The sequence below is a fragment of the Bacillus sp. XB1 genome, from assembly GCF_053557995.1.
In genome coordinates, this window is the sequence record NZ_JBNRIL010000001.1 from 1,209,123 (window position 1) to 1,226,773 (window position 17,651).

At 33.7% G+C, this 17,651-nt stretch carries 14 protein-coding genes and 3 pseudogenes; 4 read left to right on the top strand and 13 right to left on the bottom strand.

Annotation, left to right across the window (positions count from 1 at the left end; all coding sequences use genetic code 11):
* Window positions 1–140 precede the first annotated feature (140 nt).
* Window positions 141–440, top strand: coding sequence for a WGxxGxxG family protein (locus ACK1U5_RS06150; RefSeq protein WP_000728151.1), 300 nt, complete (start codon window positions 141–143; stop codon window positions 438–440).
* A 122-nt stretch (window positions 441–562) separates the two neighbouring features.
* On the opposite strand, the gene ACK1U5_RS06155 is transcribed toward ACK1U5_RS06150, so the two are convergent.
* From ACK1U5_RS06155 to ACK1U5_RS06185, 7 genes are all read right to left on the bottom strand, one after another.
* Window positions 563–1,216, bottom strand: a complete 654-nt coding sequence (locus ACK1U5_RS06155) for a TetR/AcrR family transcriptional regulator (RefSeq protein ID WP_001168192.1) — start codon at window positions 1,214–1,216, stop codon at window positions 563–565.
* A 24-nt stretch (window positions 1,217–1,240) separates the two neighbouring features.
* Complete coding sequence (locus tag ACK1U5_RS06160) at window positions 1,241–2,260, bottom strand: ABC transporter permease (RefSeq protein ID WP_001266717.1); 1,020 nt, start codon at window positions 2,258–2,260, stop codon at window positions 1,241–1,243.
* Window positions 2,257–2,982, bottom strand: a complete 726-nt coding sequence (locus tag ACK1U5_RS06165) for an ABC transporter ATP-binding protein (RefSeq protein WP_001187071.1) — start codon at window positions 2,980–2,982, stop codon at window positions 2,257–2,259. Before ACK1U5_RS06165 ends, ACK1U5_RS06160 begins: the two co-directional genes overlap by 4 nt.
* A 187-nt stretch (window positions 2,983–3,169) precedes the next feature.
* Window positions 3,170–3,421: a hypothetical protein gene (locus ACK1U5_RS06170; RefSeq protein ID WP_000548621.1), complete on the bottom strand. Its 252-nt coding sequence runs from the start codon at window positions 3,419–3,421 to the stop codon at window positions 3,170–3,172.
* Between the two features lie 214 nt (window positions 3,422–3,635).
* Window positions 3,636–4,478, bottom strand: coding sequence for a metallophosphoesterase (locus ACK1U5_RS06175; RefSeq protein WP_000727186.1), 843 nt, complete (start codon window positions 4,476–4,478; stop codon window positions 3,636–3,638).
* Between the two features lie 257 nt (window positions 4,479–4,735).
* Window positions 4,736–5,662, bottom strand: a complete 927-nt coding sequence (gene bla, locus ACK1U5_RS06180) for a class A beta-lactamase Bla1 (RefSeq protein ID WP_002098388.1) — start codon at window positions 5,660–5,662, stop codon at window positions 4,736–4,738.
* A gap of 218 nt (window positions 5,663–5,880) precedes the next feature.
* Window positions 5,881–8,013: a peptidoglycan D,D-transpeptidase FtsI family protein gene (locus ACK1U5_RS06185; RefSeq protein WP_000678283.1), complete on the bottom strand. Its 2,133-nt coding sequence runs from the start codon at window positions 8,011–8,013 to the stop codon at window positions 5,881–5,883.
* A gap of 384 nt (window positions 8,014–8,397) precedes the next feature.
* Here ACK1U5_RS06185 and ACK1U5_RS06190 point away from each other — a divergent pair, with 384 nt between their 5' ends.
* Entirely contained in the window at window positions 8,398–10,155 is a 1,758-nt protein-coding gene (locus ACK1U5_RS06190; RefSeq protein WP_000903423.1) for a peptidoglycan D,D-transpeptidase FtsI family protein, read from the top strand.
* Window positions 10,156–10,169: 14 nt separating this feature from the next.
* On the opposite strand, the gene ACK1U5_RS06195 is transcribed toward ACK1U5_RS06190, so the two are convergent.
* The 4 genes and pseudogenes from ACK1U5_RS06195 to ACK1U5_RS06210 form a co-directional block, all read right to left on the bottom strand.
* The gene (locus ACK1U5_RS06195; RefSeq protein ID WP_001060751.1) at window positions 10,170–10,997 is read right to left on the bottom strand and encodes an SH3 domain-containing protein; all 828 of its coding nucleotides are present in this window, start codon (window positions 10,995–10,997) and stop codon (window positions 10,170–10,172) included.
* Window positions 10,987–11,520 carry an RNA polymerase sigma factor gene (locus ACK1U5_RS06200; RefSeq protein WP_000438327.1) on the bottom strand — a complete coding sequence of 178 codons (534 nt, stop codon included), beginning with the start codon at window positions 11,518–11,520 and terminating at the stop codon, window positions 10,987–10,989. The genes ACK1U5_RS06195 and ACK1U5_RS06200 overlap by 11 nt, the downstream gene beginning before the upstream one ends.
* Window positions 11,521–11,924: 404 nt before the next feature.
* On the bottom strand, window positions 11,925–13,892 hold the full coding sequence (locus ACK1U5_RS06205; RefSeq protein ID WP_069604687.1) for a penicillin-binding transpeptidase domain-containing protein: 1,968 nt from the start codon (window positions 13,890–13,892) through the stop codon (window positions 11,925–11,927).
* A 279-nt stretch (window positions 13,893–14,171) separates the two neighbouring features.
* Window positions 14,172–14,378: pseudogene (locus tag ACK1U5_RS06210) on the bottom strand (phosphodiester glycosidase family protein); the annotation flags it as partial.
* Between ACK1U5_RS06210 and ACK1U5_RS06215 the strand changes: the two are divergent.
* Both ACK1U5_RS06215 and ACK1U5_RS06220 read left to right on the top strand, forming a co-directional pair.
* Window positions 14,374–14,517: pseudogene (locus ACK1U5_RS06215) on the top strand (cell division protein FtsW); the annotation flags it as partial. The pseudogenes ACK1U5_RS06210 and ACK1U5_RS06215 overlap by 5 nt on opposite strands.
* 379 nt (window positions 14,518–14,896) lie before the next feature.
* Window positions 14,897–15,316 (top strand): DUF1259 domain-containing protein, encoded by a 420-nt coding sequence (locus ACK1U5_RS06220; RefSeq protein WP_000067577.1) that lies wholly within the window; start codon window positions 14,897–14,899, stop codon window positions 15,314–15,316.
* 4 nt (window positions 15,317–15,320) lie between these two features.
* Here the strand turns inward: ACK1U5_RS06220 and ACK1U5_RS06225 are convergent.
* Together ACK1U5_RS06225 and ACK1U5_RS06230 are read right to left on the bottom strand one after the other, a co-directional pair.
* Window positions 15,321–15,840, bottom strand: a pseudogene (locus tag ACK1U5_RS06225) (linear amide C-N hydrolase); the annotation flags it as partial.
* A gap of 207 nt (window positions 15,841–16,047) precedes the next feature.
* Window positions 16,048–17,517 carry a glutamate decarboxylase gene (locus ACK1U5_RS06230; RefSeq protein ID WP_001135431.1) on the bottom strand — a complete coding sequence of 490 codons (1,470 nt, stop codon included), beginning with the start codon at window positions 17,515–17,517 and terminating at the stop codon, window positions 16,048–16,050.
* Window positions 17,518–17,651 lie beyond the last annotated feature (134 nt).

Consider the following 17,651-nt stretch of genomic DNA (forward strand, 5'->3'; position numbering starts at 1 on the left):
ATATATCCAATAATATATTAACAATCATTCAACTCTATTTTCAATAAATGTGCGCCCTATTATACTGGTTTAGATATTGTGAAATGAATAATACACAGATGCTCCGGAGAAATTAATGATTAAGAAAGGAGGGAATTGTTATGAAAAAGAAATTATCATCTATTTTAAGTGTTTTAGCACTCTCTATTATGTTTTTAGGTACATCTGCGCAAGCTGAATACGATGGAAATAATATGAATAGAGTGAATAACACTGATATTTCAACTCGAGTAAATGACAATAATTTAGACAGAGTTAATAATGATGTAAGAACTCGAAATGTAAATACAACAAATGATTTAAATGATAATCGTGATAGAAATAATAATTGGGCTTGGCTTGGTTTATTAGGACTAGCAGGATTATTAGGTCTTAGAAGAAGAGACAAAGAAACACGCTGATTTAGAATGTTTTTAATAAACAAGTACTTATTTATCAAAAATATATAACGAAAATAAATCGCCTTTTTAAAGGCGATTTATTTTTACTTAAAAAGTAATGTATGTAATTCACACTTCGACGATTAAATTCGTGGAGTTAATCCATACAATATAAATTGAATCGTATTTTCAATTTCTGCTTCATCATTCCATTTTTCTTCAGGCAATAATAAAAATCGTGTTAATAATAAACCTAATACAGCTGATAAAGTAAGACGTAGTACGGAAGATGGTGGTATCTCAATAATCTCTCCTTCTTCTTGAAATTTCACAATCAACTTTTTGAAATGTGAAAACAGTTCTGTTTCTACTAATTGCTGTATTTCATTTTTTAGTTCTGGTTGAAATGGTACTTCTTGAATTAATATTTTTATCATAGGAAAGTGTTTTTGAGCAAATTTAAATCTATTATGAATTACAACCCTTAAAAGTCCTTCATACGATTCATACTCTGATTTAAATATTTCTTTTGCAAAGGTTTGTACGAAAAATGGTGCAGCGAACTTAGTTAAAGTTGGCATTACGACCGCTAGTAATAAATCTTTTTTCGTCTTATAGTAGCGGAAGATGGTTCCTTCCGCTACACCAGCACGCTTTGCAATTTCACTTGTTGAAGTTGAAGCGTATCCTTTTTCTCCAAACATATCAACAGCCGCCTCTAATATTCGCATTTGACGTTCATTTCGTTTATCCGTATTAGTTGCAGCTATTAATTCCTCCAGCCAATCCTTCTGCATTTATAAAGCTCCTTTTTGTCATTATTATATTTTGCGATGTTTCTTTAAAGCAAATACATTTCCTACTGCAAATAATAGTGAAAAAAGTAATAACACAGTAAGATCTAATGCAATCTCTGTAAACCCTTGATTCCGAATCATCACTTGTCTCATTGCGTCAGCGCCGTATGTGAGTGGAAATGCTTTCCCTAACATTTGGAGCCACTTATTCATAGATTCCATTGGAAACAATCCAGAAAAGAAGATTTGTGGCACTATAACAAGCGGTATAAATTGAATCATTTGAAATTCATTATTTGCGTATGCCGATAAAAACGTACCTAATGTTAGTGCAGTTAAAGAGAGCATACATGTAATAAGTAGCGTTAGCCATATGGAGCCAGCTACGTATAAATCTAAAATATAAACGGAAAAGCTTACGATAATAATGGATTGTATAAAGGCAAAGATTCCAAAACCAATAATATAACCTGCGACTATTTCCCATCTTCTTACTGGGGTGGATAATAACCTTTCTAGCGTACCACTTAAACGTTCTCTTACGAAAGATACACCTGATAATATAAATACAAAGAAAAATGTAAAGAAACCAATTAATACAGGACCAAGCCCATCAAACATCGTAAAGTCTTTAGAGCCATGTAAATAATTTACTTCAGGTTTCATAATCGATACATCATTCTTCTCTGTGCTTTTTTGCAATACTTGAAGTACAGCACGATTTTTTGACGAATCACTACCTTCCAACAGAAGTTTCATTTTTCCATTCTCTATACGAAATACTGCATCTACTTTTTGTTTTTCCAACTCAGAAATCGCCTTTTCCTTACTGTATTCATAAATTGACGCTTCTTGATTTTTCATCATTTTTACTATTTGAGCGGGCATATCAACAACAGCAATTTGCGGTATATAGTCTTTCTGTGTAAACACTAGTGACAAAAGCCAAAGTAATAACATCGGTGCTCCAAACATCATTGCTAACGAACGCTTATCTCGAAAAAATTGACGAATAATACGTATAATTACACCAGTAACTCTCATGATGGCACCACCTCTTCTAGCAAAAAGACATCTTCAATCCGTCCAGATGACACGCGTTTTTTCAATTCTTCAGTTGTTCCAACCGCAACTAGTTTCCCTTCTCTAATTAACCCTAGACGCTCACAAAATTCAGCTTCATCCATAATGTGCGTCGTTACAATAATCGTTGTGCCTTTCTTTTTAAGATCATAAAATTTTTCCCAAATCGTTTTTCTAAGAAGCGGATCTATCCCCACTGTAGGCTCATCTAAAATTAATATTTCTGGTTCGTGAAGGAGCGCTATTGCTAATGATAAGCGTTTTTTCATTCCACCTGAAAATTGTTGTACTTGCTTTTTCATATACTGAGACAATTGTACAAGTTCAAAAACCTCTGCAATTCTTGTCTTTTTACGTTTTCCCTTTAGTCCATACATCGTTGCTATAAAATCTGCATTTTCATATGCTGACAATTCTTCGTATAATGCATCCGCCTGAGCCATATAACCAATTCTTTTCATTTCATTTAAATTAGGCATATTAGTATTATTAACAAGCACTTCACCTTTCGTTGCCTCATTAATACCTGCAATCATTTTAATGAGCGTTGTTTTCCCCGATCCAGAAGGTCCAACAAAACCAAAAATTTCTGCTTTTTCAACTTGCAATGAAAGATTGTGTAACACTTCTTTTTTTCCAAAACTTTTTGATACAGTCCGTAAAATAATTGAAGGTTGTTGCACGTTCCATCCTCCTTTTCCAATAAAATGAGTGAGTACTCACTTTTATTTTACCCTTGCTTAATTATATGTCAAACTTCATTGATTAGTATGTATGTTCAATCAACGATATTAAACAATGAAACAGAGTCGACATTAGAATTTCATTTCCTAAAGTCGACTCTGTTTCATTTAAACTATAAATTTCACTTTACGTTTTTAAATTCATATACTTCCGAATTCTAGCAACATCTAAAGAATATTCAATAACTAATTGCTGTAACGGTAAAATAACTGTGTCAGGATATAAATGTGCATATTGTAATGTTTCTGCATATTTTTCTAACCTTTTTTCTAAATACTTTATTATTTGATCAGGATGACTTACTAATAAACATTTACAATAATAATGTATTTGTTCCTCAATCGCCGTGTATTCTTCAATTTCATATTCTTTATGCATGTGTACACCCCTTTAAGTTTTTTACATGAATTACTTATCACAATTTTCACTCGACAAATTTTAAGTTTTTTGATTATTTACACTATAACAAACAATCAGGGTCAAATTTTGTTACTTTATGTAACGTAGAAAATTTTTAACAAAATTGTAATGTTAACTCCTGCAAAATACATAAAATCTCTTTACTCACTTTTGCATAAAAAAATCGTACAGCTTAATTTAACTGCACGACTACAATCTCTGGCCTATTCAAAATTCTTTGCGGAATGATACTATTTCCTAATCCTCTACTCACTACCATTGATGTATTTTGTTCTACATATAAACCTGCTGTATATTTAGGTAAAACACCTTGATTTGGAGCAACTAATCCACCGATAAATGGCAATCTAACTTGCCCTCCATGAGCATGTCCCGATAAAACCAAATCCAACCTCTCATTCGTATATTCCTTTATAAATTCAGGCCTATGGGATAATAATACATTATATCTATCTGGCTGCATTTCAATTTTTGCTTTTTTAATTTCATCTATTATAATATTTCCTTCATCACGGTTTCCAGTAACAAACTCTGGATCATCAATACCTAGCAAGTTTATTTCTTGCTCACCCTTTCGAATGCCTACATGTTCATTCCTTAAAACATTGACACCATATTTCTTCAACTCTTTTTCTAAACTGTTATACTTTCCAGACCATTGTTCATGGTTTCCTGTCACAAAATATACAGGATACTTCTTTACCATTTTTTGTATTAATTGCATACTCACTTCTGCATCGTATGATTTACTGTCAATTAAATCACCCGTAATCGCAATAATATCTGGGTCTATACTTTTTATTTTTTGAATTAACACATCTTGATTATCGCCAAATTTTTTATTGTGTAAGTCTGAAATTTGTAGAATTTTATACCCTTTAAAAGAGGATGGTATTTTACTAGAGGTTATTTTAACCTCAGTTATACTTATTAAATTGTTCTGTAAATATAAAAAGATTGTAAAACCTACTAATATACAAATAATCATTACAATTCTATTAATTTTCTTTTTCATATTTTCTCCTTTACATTCTCATCAAACACTTCTATATGCTAACTGAATTATATTATACTTTCTTGAAATTTATTTAAATTAATAAAATAATGCAGTACATGAAATTTCGTATGAGATATGTCATATATATTCGTTATATTTTTACTTTTACCTTTTTAATAATAAGAATACAAAAACGACTCTTATCACAAGAAAAGAGTCGTTTTCTAACTTTATACTTTTAATACTTTCATGTTAAAAATGCGAAAACTAAAATACTATTTAAGAGCCTTAACTATAACTTTAGTTGCCTCTGCAATGAGTTGATTATCATAGGTTGCCTCTTTCTCATCTTTACTAGATAAAATTGCGATGATAATTGGTGCTCTATTTGGAGGCCAAACGATAGCAATATCATTTCTTGTCCCGTAACTACCAGCACCTGATTTATCTCCAACTACCCATTCAGTTGGTACGCCTGCACGAATAAGTTTGTCCCCTGTAGCATTTCCTTTCATCCACTCTGTAAGAATTTTACGTTTTTCAGCTGGAAGTGCATTTCCGACCGTAAAAGCTTTAAGATTCGTAGCAATAGCTTTCGCTGTACTAGTGTCACGAATGTCTCCTGGAATAGCTTCGTTTAATTCTGTTTCAAAGCGATCAGACATAGTAATCCGATCCCCCATATGCCTAAGCGCTTTTTCATATCCTTTCGGTCCTCCTATTTTATTAAATAAAATGTTCCCTGCAGTATTATCGCTTGAACGAACAGCAGCCTCAGCAATTTCTCCTAGTTTCATTCCAGTATCTACATGTTTCTCTGTAACAGGTGAATAATCCACTAAGTCTTCTTTCGTAAATGTGATTACTTCATTTAATGTATCAATTGAGTTTTGCTGTAGTAATACTCCTGCTGCTAAAGCCTTGTAGGTTGATGCGAAGGCAAATCTTTCGTTAGATCGATAAGAGATTGTTTGATTTGTACCAGTATCAATCGCATATACACCTACTCGAGCATCAAATTTTTTCTCAAGTTGTGAGAACTCTTTATGCGTCGCCTGATTTTTATGTTTCACTTGTCCAGTCTTTTCTTTCGCTTCAACTTGCAGTGCCCCTCCTGTAAAAGCTTCTAGGCTTGTAATACTTAAACCTAATATACCAACGCATATTCCTATTTTTAGCATCCTCTTATTTTTCAAAATCATCATTCCTTCCAAATTTTTAGCACCTTTTTATACGTACACATAATAGACAATCACCGAACCAAATTTGTTCCACAAACTAAAAAAATTATAGCTAGTATGAGAGTTATTAACAAAATAAGAGATAGTAGCTACGACGCCTCTATCTCTTATTTCATATTTCATTTTTTTACTTATAAATGGCTTTATATGAACAGGGTCTCTTCCCTGAGAAAAGTACTCTAATTTTGCTTAGAACTACCTGTACTAGTAGCTTCACCATGTATACGTTGCTGTTTCAAATCAAAGTATACATCTAATACTTCCTTTCCAATTATAGAATTAATTCCATTTTTATCATCATGAAGCCATGGAACTACTACGGAAAATGCTACTTCTGGATTATCATATGGAGCATATCCAACTAACGTTAAGTTGTAACATTCCATACGTTCTCCTTTTGCATTTCTACCAATCGGGTCATCTCCACCATATACAGTTTGGGCTGTTCCTGTCTTTCCTGCTGGTTTATATGGCGCGTTTTTGAAATATTTCACGCCAGTTCCATCACCTTCTTGGAATACCCATCTAAACCCTTCTTTTATTCGATCAATATGTTCTTTCTTCATATCAATTCGATTTAATACGACAGGCTCTATGGAACGTATAACTTTGCCAACCTCTTCTTTTATTGATTGTTCTCGTATTTCTTGTACAATTTGAGGTTGCATTCTATAACCACCATTCGCAATCGTTGAAATATATTGCGCTAATTGCAACGGCGTATACGTATCATACTGACCGATAGAAAAATCTAGTAAAAACCCAGGTTGACTATCTACTTTTCTCGTTTGTCCAATTATTTCATTCGGTAAATCAATACCTGTTGGGACACCTAAACCAAATTGCTTGAAATAATAGCGCATCGTATCAAATGCTCCTTGTTTAATATCCAATGAGCCATTTGGTACGTAATTGACTCCCGCAATTTTTAAAGCTGTTTGGAACATGTATACATTCGAAGATACTTGTAAAGCCCGTAAATCATTAATATTACCAAATCCGGATACATTCCACGATTTCTTAGCTTGTGTACCTTTAAATTTCATCGGCGCGTCATAAAATTGATCTCCTGGATGTATTGCCCCTGTCTCATATCCAGTTAATAAAGTAGCACCTTTTACAGCTGACCCTAGCTCATACGAAGTTGTCATGTTACCTAATGCCAAATCCTCAACCTCTATTCTTCCTTCTTTTTCTACAATCTTTTTGCCTGCCATTGATAAAATTTGTCCGTTATTTGGATTCGTCATGACAACAAAAGCTCGATCGAGCAGTGGCTCTGAACTCTTAAAAGCTCTCAAGTTTTTCTCTATACTTTCTTCCACTTTCTTTTGTAATTCCATATCAATCGTTAATGTTAAACTATTACCACTTTTTCCTTTAGAGATTATTTCTGTGCTAACAATGTTTCCTGATTTATCAGTAATATTTTTCACTTCTTCTTTTGTGCCGTGTAATACATCTTCATATCGTTGTTCAATATAACTTTTTCCAACACGATCATTACGGTTATATCCACGTACTAAATAAGAATCTAAATTTTCTTTCGGTAATCCTTCTTCACTACTCGTAATATTTCCTAATACAGAACGAAATAAATTACCATTTACATAATTACGTTCCCAATCAACAGTTGCATCTACTCCTGGAAAATTCGCAAGGTTTTCACTTATCCGCGCATACTCTTCATCTGTTACATCTTTTTTAATAATTTGTGGTGTTAGTTGATAACCTGAACTCATTTTACTTTTAATAGCTAACACCTTTAAATCTTGTGCTGTTAATTCTGCTAATTCTACCTCTGTAACACGACCTCGTCTTAAGTCTTCTATTTTTTTATCTAACTCTTTTCCCTCTATACCCTTTTCTTTAAACTTTTCTATATCTTTCTTAGTAATCTTTGTCTCCGCACGTTTCAAATTCAACTGCATCCAAAAATCTTTTTTATCGATATCTGTTAATTTATTTATATCTTGTTCAGGCATTTCAAGTACTTTCGCCAAGTCTTTTGCTGTTTTTAAAATATCTTCACTCGTAATTCCCTTCACCCTTGTATACGTAATTGTGCGAAGAGATTTATTATTAACAACTGTTTTCCCTTCTCGATCTAAAATTTGTCCACGTGGAACTGGAATACTAGTTATTGCATTTTGACTACTTTCCACTTGGTTCTTATAAGCCTCTCCCTCAACGATTTGTACCTTTCCTAGCTGCATAATAATAGCTGAGAATAGTACAAATATGCAAAGGAACATTATATTTAATCGAATAGATATATATGTCTTCTGCTTCTTGCCTTTTTGTCCTTTCATAAATCCTCCATTTAATCCTTTCAGGAATTGCTACAAATACTAAAAGCATTCCTTATATATTAGATACCGATAATCGGTTATAAATATCGCCTCAATTTTTTGCTTAATCCTTGTAAGCAACCATTCCTTTTCGTTTAGCTACGGAATTAATAACTCTCCCTTCTTGTTTTCTCTCTATTTTTTTTGCCACTTGCATTAGAAGTGCTAAACTGTATAATAACTCTTATTAAACTTACATATAAACTTGCTAGTAAATTTTCATGCTAATTATTCCTTTCTTCATGCTGTAATACTTAATAGACAACCTAAACAATAAAGTTGTTCCACATTTACAAAAAAAATAATTAAATATAAGATGAAATAGGCTACATAAGGGAGGGTTATATGTTACATACAAGAAGATGGAGATTTTTTGCGGTTCTTTCTATTGTAGGTTTGATTTTACTAATTTTATTAAAAATCAACTTCATTTCAATTACTATCGCAACTTCTTCAGCTGAAAGAGGAAAGATTTTTGATAAAAATGGTGTAATGCTAGCTACAAATAAGAAAGTTAAGTCTCTATATTGCACTTCTAATGATGAAAAGCTATCGAAACAAGATACATCAAACACATTAGCTTTTTTTAACCAATTTTCAAGCGAGTTTCAACATGATATTTCTACAGAGAACATAAAATCTCAATTGCAACAATCTTGTAAAAAGAAGACTATGAATGATATACCGTTATACTCTGATATAAATGAGAATGAACTTGCATTCATAAACAAAAACAAACCCAATAATGTAATAATTAAAGATGAATGGATTCGATATTACCCTAAACACGAAATTGGTTCACAAGTAATTGGGTATGTAGAAAATGACCTTAAGTCCAAGCATATGGCTGTTGGAAAAAGCGGGATTGAGCTGCAATATGAAAATGATTTAAAAGGAAAACCAGGCAAAACTCTTATTTTTAAATTGAATAATAAAAAGTTCTTATGGAACATTCAAAAAGTACAAAAAGGAAAAGATGTGCGGCTAGCTTTAGACTCTGAGTTGCAGCAAAAGGCAGAAGAAGCATTAAAATCTCAAATTAAGAAAACACCTGATGCTAAAGCTGGTTATGCTATAGTGAGCGATGCAAAAACTGGCGCAATTTTAACTATGGCCAACTCGGTAGCTTTTAATCCAAATATATTAAATACACATGTATCTTCTAGAAAAGAAAACATTAAATCTCTTTCGCAAAATAAAGCAATTCAAAAATTAAAGTATGGTGAATCTTATGTAAATATGGCTTCTACTATAAAACCACTCACTATTTTAATTGGATTAAATGAAAAGCTTTTCCAACCAGAAGATACTTATTTAGATAAAGGTACTTTTCAGTATGATAATCAAAATAACATTACGAATGCGCCTGGAACACCAACAGGGGAGATTACACCGAGGCAGGCTATCATTAATTCATCTAACACATTTATGACAGCAAAAGTAGCTCTGCCCTTATTCAACCAAAATAATGGAAATATAGAAAAAGTGGCACATATATGGACAGATTATTTAATGCAATTCGGCCTACGTTCTAAAACTGGGATTGATTTACCCTTTGAAGAAGACGGACAATATGAATTCCATCCATCTAATAAATTTGAAAATGGGATTTCAGCTTTATTAAATGCCTCTTGGGGAGGAAATGAAGTGCATACTCCTCTTCAACTCGCTCAATATGCAGCAACTTTGGCAAGTAAAGGCGACAAATATAAACCTCAAATCGTAAGTGCGATTATTGGTCAAGATGGTAAGGAAACCAAAAAGTTTAAACCCATTTTAGAAAGTTCAAATCGTTACCCGATGAACTTTTGGAGTGTCGTGCAAGGTGGGATGAGTCAAAATATAGAGGAAATTAAAAAGTTGCCCTTTGACGTCGCAGGTAAAACAGGTATTACAGGTTTTCCAAATGAGCAAGCAAGAATGATAAATCACTCTCTTTTCATTGCGTATGCTCCTACGGAAGATCCACAAATTGCCGTTTCTGTCGTTATCCCTGGTAGTAATTCAGAAAAAAACATTGCCGCTCTCGTTACATCAGAAATTTTAGAGTACTGGAATACTCTTCAAAACGAAAATAAAAATAAAGAGGAAGGTTCACTTTAATGAACCTTCCTCTTTTACCATATAGAATCTATATTTATTATTTTCCATATACCTTCATTATTCTTTTCGAACATAAATGAATATTTAATATCAGTTAAAACATACTCTTTCTGTACATATCCAGTATTACCGTTAATTGTAGATATTTTTATATATCCATTATTCTGTACTTTTTCTGGAATCCAAGCTTTTACCATTTCATTAGATACTTCATATAAAACTTGTGATTCTCGCTTTGGTTCAGCTAAAATTTTCGTTTTATTTCCAGTAACAGTTGCATATATAAAATGCGCTTGGTTTGGTTGGTTACTTTCTGTCAATCCACTTGGTACTTTATATACTTGCTTTGTATCTTTTGCAAACTCTCCTCCCATTGTAAGGGCGACTTGCAACTCATGAAAGATATCTTCATCAAACTTCAATTCATCCTTCCTATAACTCTTTCCTTTAAATAGAACTTCATCATTTAACGCTTTGTACAAGTTATTTTCATTTTTTGAGTTCGTACTTTGATATAGTTCATTCATAAATTGTTTTAATGATGGATCTTGAGCAGACTCATCTTTTGTTTTAGGCTTAATTTGAGTACTACTTTGTACCGGCGATTTATTATCATCAAGCCAAGGTTGTTGAACAATGAAAAATAACATTGTACAAACCAAAACAACTACAATAGGTAATGCTTTTTTACGAAATGGTCTTTTATGTTTTTCAAAATCCACTTCATTATTTTCATATATAGACTGCTTTATTTTAGAAATAAATTCTTCTTCATCTTTACGATTCTCCATTGGGCCTTTTTTTATTTTTCTATACCAGTCAGGATTTTGTTTATTGTTCATCACTACTACCCTCCCCTATTAATTTTGAAACCTTACTTCTCGCTCTACTTAATCTCGATTTTACAGTTCCAATGGATACTCCTAATGTTTCAGCCATTTCTTCATAAGATAATTCATATTTTGCATCCAATATAATTATTTCACGGTGCTTTTTAGGTAGTTCTAATACCACCTTCCACACATCATTCATTTCTTCTTGCTTAAAAAATTCTTGTTCTGCTGACAGGGATTGCTTATCGTCACTAAAAAATCCTATTAAAGATATCCTTTTAAAATAGGAGGATTTCAAATAGTTTATTGCCGTATTTCTTGTGATTTTTAAAATCCACGTTTTAATAGATGACTCCTTTCGAAATGAATTCCAATTTTTAAACACCTTTATAAATACATCTTGCGTGATATCATCTGATAAGTGTGGATCTTTCGTAATAATAAATGAATAATTCCATACATCTTGCCAATAGTCTTTTATAACATAGTCCAGCTCATCATGATTACACTTTTCAATAAACGTCTGTTCCATTTCCACACCTCAAACTTATTTGAATAAACATAAAACTGCCCTCACTTTTTTATTATGGTTTCAATATATAGACAAAATACAAGTTTCATTTGTTCCATTGTTTATCTTTTTTCAGGCAGAATAATACTACTAAAAAACAAGTAAAGCATACAATGATAAAAATCCACTCACAATAATCTATTTTTTGAATTTAACGTAACACTCTACTTGTCCATTTCAATTTGCTATTCCCTTCTATTTACCATTAACAATGTCAACTTTTCTAGAATGACAGCAAAAAAGCATTCTCGATTAGAAAGAATGCTTTTTTGAAATTTAATTGTTCTATATTTCCCCCAATTTATATCTTTGAGTTAAGCAAACATGTAATAAATTTAGTGAAAAATTCACCTTATAATTAAGTATTATTTCTGAAATACATGTTTTATTTTTTCACCTGGAACGTTACTTCCTCCTCTTCCTTTTACATCTTCAATCATCATTGTAACAATCATGTCTGGCGCATTTGCATCGAAAGCTGCGAACCATCCCAGTTCTTTTCCGTCTGCTTCTTTCGACTCTTTCAGTTCTGCTGTACCAGTTTTACCAGCAAGCGTCACACCATCAACCTGTGCAATTCTCCCTGCGCCATCAGGGTCATTAATGACTTTGATTAATGCACTCTTTAATATCTCTTGATTCTTTTTAGAAACCACATTTTCTTTCCAATTCCCCGCTACTTTTGCTTCTTTTAAAAGATGTGGCGACGGAATATTCCCTTCATTTACAATCGGTGCATATGTTAATGCTAAATGAAATGGTGTCATTAATACTTGTCCTTGTCCATAGCCCGTGTCTGCAAGTTGAATATCGTTTTTTATCCCATCTTTTGCAATGATTGAAATAGGAAGTTCGTATTCGATTGGTAATTTTTCATGAAATCCGTACTTTTTAAATTCATTTACATACTGATCTTTTCCCATTTTCAAAGCTTGTTGAGCAAAATAAATATTATCAGAGTACTTCATTGCCTTATCAAAATCAATTGGACTTGCATCCTTTACACGCGTTACATAGTAATTTCCCCAAGACGAATCTTTTGTCCACTTCAATCCTTGAATTTTAAATTCTTCCTTCGGATTTATTGTGTTTGTTTCCAAACCAATTGCACCTGTGATCGTTTTAAATACGGAACCTGGTACAAATGCTTGTGTAAAGCGATTCGTCATTGGTAGTTTCGAGTCGTTACTCCATGCTTCTCGTTGGGCTTTCGATGCTCCTCTAACTATTATATTTGGATTATAAGCAGGGCTACTTACAAGTGCGATTGTTTCACCTGTTTTAGGATTGACCGCTGCACTAGACCCTGCTTCAGTTTTCATCTCATTAAAGATTTTTTCTTGAATTGCAGCATCAATTGTTAACGTAACATTTTCTCCTTCTTTTGCTTCTTTTTTTGCTACGTTTTTAATCTCTTTCCCCTTCTCATCTTCTATAAATACGCGTCCACCCTTTTCACCACGCAATTTATTTTCTAACACTTTCTCTAAACCGGTCTTACCTACTAAATCATCTGCTTGATAACCTTGTTTTTGAAGTGATTTTAACTCCTCCGCATTCACCTTTCCTATGTATCCAGTTAAGTGTGCCGCTGCTTCACCTAATGGATACGTACGAATATTTACTGGGTGAGATGAAACTCCTTCTAATTCAATATAATCATTCTGTCTGGTTCCCTCTTTTAAAATACCAATTGGTACAAAGGAGTCTGGTTTTATCCATTTTGCTGTGAGCTTTTGTTCGACCTCTTCTATAGACATATCAAGTAATTGTGCTACTATTTCTTTCGTTTGCGCTGCTGTTTCGCCTAGTTTCTCTGGAATAATTCCAACCTCAGTCGCTTTACCATTCGTTGCAAGCCCTTTTCCATTTCGATCATATATTTCTCCGCGTTTTCCTTGCTCTATTTGCATACGTACTTTGTAATCTTTTTTCATTCCTGGAAAAATGAAGTCTGGCGTCCAATCTATTTTCCAGGACTCTTTATCTTTCACAAGTTTTGCTTCATGGATGAATGAAACTGATCCTACATCGGTATCCATCTTAACTTCAAAAAGAAAAAGCTCTTTATCTTTCGTATTCTCTCCTTTCATTTTAACTTTTAAATTCTTAGCTCCAATCCCCTCATAGATTTTTTGATATTTTTCTGTGAATTCTTTTTTAGAAATTGATTTTTTTGCATGATCTGATAAATGATCATACATATTTGTAAATTTTCTATCATTCCATAAATTGATATATTCTTCAAATGCTTGTTTTGGCGGTTCGTTTTTATTACATCCTACCAACATAACCGCGAAACAAACGAAAAGCAGCATCCATAATTTTTTCAATTCAATCTTCTCCCTTAGTTAAAAATGATGATTCCTTTCTTAATTTATTTAATAAAAAATGTTTTAACGCTTAATAGACAGTGAAAGTAAGGATATTGTTCCATATTTACAAAAAACTAAAAAAGAGTGATAAGAATTCCGTAAATTTGGAATCCTCATCACTCTCGTTTGATATTGTGCAAATCATGAATATGAAATAATAATTTCTAATTTTAAAAAATAATTTTAATTTTCCAACTAACGAGATAAAAATCATGTATTTGTTCTATTTTTAATAATTCATAAATTCGTTGAAATGTTCGCATCAAATTCATCTGATGTTTTGGTATCTATTTTTCTCCCATCAATTGTCATCTTTATTTTTTGTTTTTGGTTTGCTGTTACCACCCAAGCGTTCGGTAAATAACGATCTTCATGGGATAATGTAGACGGTGAATTTATAACCTTTCCTCCTAAATATAGCGTAGCAGAAGAACCTCCATCCATTGTCGCTGTCCAACATTACGGTTATAACAGTAGACATTTTGTTGATGCTCAATTAACAAAGCTACTTTTAGGAACAATAGGATTAATAATTTGTGCTTTACTCCCATATGAAATATGGAAAAAACGAATAGTCTCAATGAAAAAACAAATTAAGTTTTACCCTATACAATCATTAAAATATATTAAATTTATTGTTTAATTACCAATAAGAATTTCATAAAGAAAGCACAGACTTATTAAGGCACATATTTATCTAACCTACATAAAATAAAGATGTACAATTGCCTACTTTATGAGTTCTTTATAATGATATATAGAAAGGGTTCATTAAGTTATGTTTGTTGGGAAATAGCATTTATATTTCTTCTAAAATAAACAGGGTACAAATTGCACATATCGGCCTGTTTATTTTAGAGAAAAGTTGTTTATAAGTAGTTCTTTTCTTTAAAAGAAGGAACTACATTTTTTAAATTAAATTTCTAAATGAATAAATTTAGCACGAGAAAGGAATTGAACTTATGTCTAATTTAAATTTCATTTCTGATCAATTTGCTGCAATTCTTAAAGGAAAGAGTAAAATAAATCAAGGTGGTTGTTCGGTGTCTTTTCACCGCAATTTTAAGGTCCTGGTTCAAGGAAAACCAAGTGCCTATGTAGTTCCCGTCGGAGTAAGTTTTGAATCGTTGGATCAAAATGGCAATGCATTAAATTTAGGAGAAATCGCGGTTCTACAAGAAGAGATCCCTGCATTTATGAAATCAATTGTACAACAAGGAATTATTGTCAGTGCTTTACATAATCACTGGTTATACATGAATCCCTTAATTATGTATATTCATATCCAATCGGTAGAGCACCCGTTACATTTTGCAAGAAAATTGGCAAATTCATTTTTATCGTTAAGCAGCTATCCTGTTACTAATATCGAAGGGCAATAATTTATCTACAATCATAGATATGGTAATAATATGTACCAGACTCCATGCACGTTGCGCTTGTATAAATAGTATTATCTAATGTATCTTCTTCCGTTATTACTCCTCCTTTTGGAACCTCACAATTTTACAAAATACGAAAAATGACCGATATACCCTCTTCTTCGTTATCTATACCCTGAATATTTTGTTTACCATACGCTGCCCGTATAAACCTTGATGGTGGGGTGAAATCTCCATTAAGTCCCATTGAACCTGAACCTTGTCCAAAAGCACTTAATGGTACCTCCCCCGCGCATGGCTGCGATTTAAGACCTATATATTGTCTTAAATTTTATAAATGCCAATTAAACTCAGGACTATTAGTCACTACTCCTTGTCGATTCTAATACAATAGATTTACCCCATTTATCCGCTAAAATCCAATGTAATGGTGGAGTAACTCCTAAAGCAGCTAATGGTACCTCCCAAAAGGAAATACTAGCTACAAATTTCTTTAACTCTTCAACAGATTTGAATTGTGTCTTTTGAAACCAGAAGAAAAGCCAATAGATTTCTGAAAACTAGGCGTATGTTTTGATATTGTAAAGCCCTCAGGCATCAATTTGTTCATCACCTATCATCATGTATCCCTTGGTTGAAACCATCAGCTTTTCTGTACCACTTCCCAGTCGATAGCTCGAAAAGTTATGGGTGTTGAGCTCAATTTAACGACGACGAGAGCTGCTCCCTAATTAGTGATGAAACCCATTATCACATTTCGTATCATGTGGCATAGGTCCATCCAAGGAATCCAGAAAGGCAACGGCCTGTTTGAGGTTCCTCAAAAATAAATGCGCGAGATCCATAGAAAATCCGTTTCGAACCACAACGCGCATAATCGTCACTGCTTCTAGATCTGGAGGCAATGGATATGCGGGTACTTGCCAGCCGAACACACGCAATTGTCGAGATAAATCATAAAGGTTCCAGTTTAATGTGTAACCTTTTTTCAGTTGCCAAGCGAAAACCGGAATATCCGAACCATCGGACAAAAGTTCGAACGGTTCCATCTCCTGAATCGCCTTGCTAAGAAAAAGAGCGACCTTCTGAGAAGCCCTTTGGACATCATAGTACCCACTTTTCCCCAAACGCAGGTAATTGTAATATTGTAGGAGCACTTGTGCGCCAGGACGTGAAAAATTCAGGGCAAAAGTCGGCATGTTTCCGCCTAAATAGGAGACGCGGAAGATTAAATCATTGGGGAGATCATCAGCTTCCCGCCAAATTATCCAACCCAAGCCAGGATAGACTAATCCATATTTATGTCCCGATACATTGATGGACTTCACCCTCGGCAACTGAAAATCCCAGACTAAATCTGGTTGAAGAAACGGTGCTATAAATCCGCCCGAAGCCGCATCTACATGCATAGGAATGTCGAGTCCTGTCCTCTCCTGTAAATCGTCCAACGCTTTTGCAATGGCGGCAACCGGTTCGTAAAGTCCGGTATAAGTCTCACCGAGAATCGGTACCACACCAATCGTATTTTCATCCACGGCTGCAAGGACCCCTTGAGGATCTAATCGGGGATGCTCAGGGCTAACCTTCACATAGCGTGGTTCAACCTCCCAATAGTTCGCAAATTTTTCCCAAACGACTTGAACAGCAGAACTAAACACAATATTAGGCCGATCCACCGGCTTACCCTCTCTTTTTCGTGCATTTTGCCAGCGTCTCTTTAATGCAAGCCCCCCGAGCATACAGGCTTCCGACGATCCAGTTGTTGAAACGCCCATAGTTGTAAGGGGGCTGGGGGAATGCCAGAGGTTGGCTAAAATGCGGACACACCGCTCCTCAATTTCAGCTGTCTGTGGATATTCGTCCTTATCAATTATGTTCTTATCAAATGCTTTAGCATATAAGTGCTCTGCGGTAGGTTCCATCCATGTACTAACGAATGTTGCAAGATTCAAGCGTGCATTGCCATCAAGAGTCATTTCATCATGGACGATTTGATACGCTGTTTCTGGTAACATGCCTTCATCAGGCATGTGAAAGCGCGGAACGACTGATTCTCCTTTGCGGGCAAAAAGAGGATTTATAGAAAATTCGGGAGGCAGCTCCATTTGCACGTGACGCGGTAGATATTGTGGATTATCTGGCATAACCTCTTTTCCTTCATATGTATCGTTTTGCACTTCTTCTTTTCGATCCTGCGGCATACTAGTCCCCCTTAATTAATGGTTTAACAAATATATTATTTACAAAAAAACATTTGCTAAACCAAGGGACAATTCTAATAAAAGGTGATGCCATCATTCAAAATAAAGGAGTATAGTTTTTGATTATAAAATAG

Coding starts and splice junctions, on each gene's coding strand:
- bla (WP_002098388.1), bottom strand. CDS start 5,662: ATGATTTTGAAAAATAAGAGGATGCTAAAAATAGGAATATGCGTTGGT.
- ACK1U5_RS06200 (WP_000438327.1), bottom strand. CDS start 11,520: ATGGAACAGACGTTTATTGAAAAGTGTAATCATGATGAGCTGGACTAT.
- ACK1U5_RS06220 (WP_000067577.1), top strand. CDS start 14,897: ATGTCTAATTTAAATTTCATTTCTGATCAATTTGCTGCAATTCTTAAA.
- ACK1U5_RS06230 (WP_001135431.1), bottom strand. CDS start 17,517: ATGCCGCAGGATCGAAAAGAAGAAGTGCAAAACGATACATATGAAGGA.
- ACK1U5_RS06185 (WP_000678283.1), bottom strand. CDS start 8,013: ATGAAAGGACAAAAAGGCAAGAAGCAGAAGACATATATATCTATTCGA.
- ACK1U5_RS06170 (WP_000548621.1), bottom strand. CDS start 3,421: ATGCATAAAGAATATGAAATTGAAGAATACACGGCGATTGAGGAACAA.
- ACK1U5_RS06150 (WP_000728151.1), top strand. CDS start 141: ATGAAAAAGAAATTATCATCTATTTTAAGTGTTTTAGCACTCTCTATT.
- ACK1U5_RS06190 (WP_000903423.1), top strand. CDS start 8,398: ATGTTACATACAAGAAGATGGAGATTTTTTGCGGTTCTTTCTATTGTA.
- ACK1U5_RS06195 (WP_001060751.1), bottom strand. CDS start 10,997: ATGAACAATAAACAAAATCCTGACTGGTATAGAAAAATAAAAAAAGGC.
- ACK1U5_RS06175 (WP_000727186.1), bottom strand. CDS start 4,478: ATGAAAAAGAAAATTAATAGAATTGTAATGATTATTTGTATATTAGTA.
- ACK1U5_RS06160 (WP_001266717.1), bottom strand. CDS start 2,260: ATGAGAGTTACTGGTGTAATTATACGTATTATTCGTCAATTTTTTCGA.
- ACK1U5_RS06155 (WP_001168192.1), bottom strand. CDS start 1,216: ATGCAGAAGGATTGGCTGGAGGAATTAATAGCTGCAACTAATACGGAT.